At 69.4% G+C, this 772-nt stretch carries 1 protein-coding gene; it reads right to left on the bottom strand.

Features of this window, described 5'->3' with window-relative positions:
• On the bottom strand, positions 1–772 hold a 772-nt coding region (locus tag A9X05_RS04330), incomplete at both ends, for a PLP-dependent transferase (protein ID WP_197498921.1).

The following is a 772-nucleotide window of genomic DNA, read 5'->3' as shown; positions in this document are numbered from 1 at the left end:
CGAGGTCGCGCAGTAGCTGCACCCGCGCCTTGAGCGCGTACGCCGGCGGCCCGAGCTCGGCGAACACCACGCCGTGGTAGCTCGGGTCGGGCGTGGTGAAGCCGGGGAAGCGGCCCTGCGTCCAGTCGAAGGTGCCGCCGTCGACGATGACGCCGGCGATGGCCGAGCCGTGCCCGCCGAGGTACTTGGTGGCCGAGTGCACGACGATGTCGGCGCCGTGGGCGAACGGCTGGATCAGGTAGGGCGTGGCGATGGTGTTGTCGACGATCAGCGGTATTCCGTTGGAGTGGGCGACCCCGGCCACCCCGGGAATGTCCAGCAGGTCGATCTGCGGGTTGGAGATCGTCTCGCCGAAGAACGCCTTGGTGTTGGGCCGCACCGCGGCCTGCCAGGAGTCCAGATCGTCCGGGTCGTCGACGAAGCTGACCTCGATGCCGAGCTTGGCCAGCGAGTAGTGGAACAGGTTGTACGTGCCGCCGTAGAGCCGCGGGCTGGAGACGATGTGATCTCCGGCACACGCGAGGTTCAGGATCGCGAAGGTCTCCGCGGCCTGCCCGGAGCTCAGGAAGAGCGCGGCCACGCCACCCTCGAGGGCGGCGATGCGCTGCTCGACGACGTCGGTGGTCGGGTTGCCGATCCGGGTGTAGATGTTGCCCGGCACCTCGAGCCCGAACAGGGCGGCGGCATGGGTGGTGTCGTCGAACGTGTACGAGGTGGTCTGGTAGATCGGCAGGGCGCGGGCGTTGGTGGCCGGGTCCGGGTGCTGGCCGGC

This window comes from Mycobacterium sp. E3298, from assembly GCF_001666895.1.
In the GTDB taxonomy this organism is placed as follows: Bacteria; Actinomycetota; Actinomycetes; order Mycobacteriales; family Mycobacteriaceae; genus Mycobacterium.
Note: the sequence above shows the minus strand (reverse complement) of the source record. Positions and strands in the feature narration are given on the sequence as shown.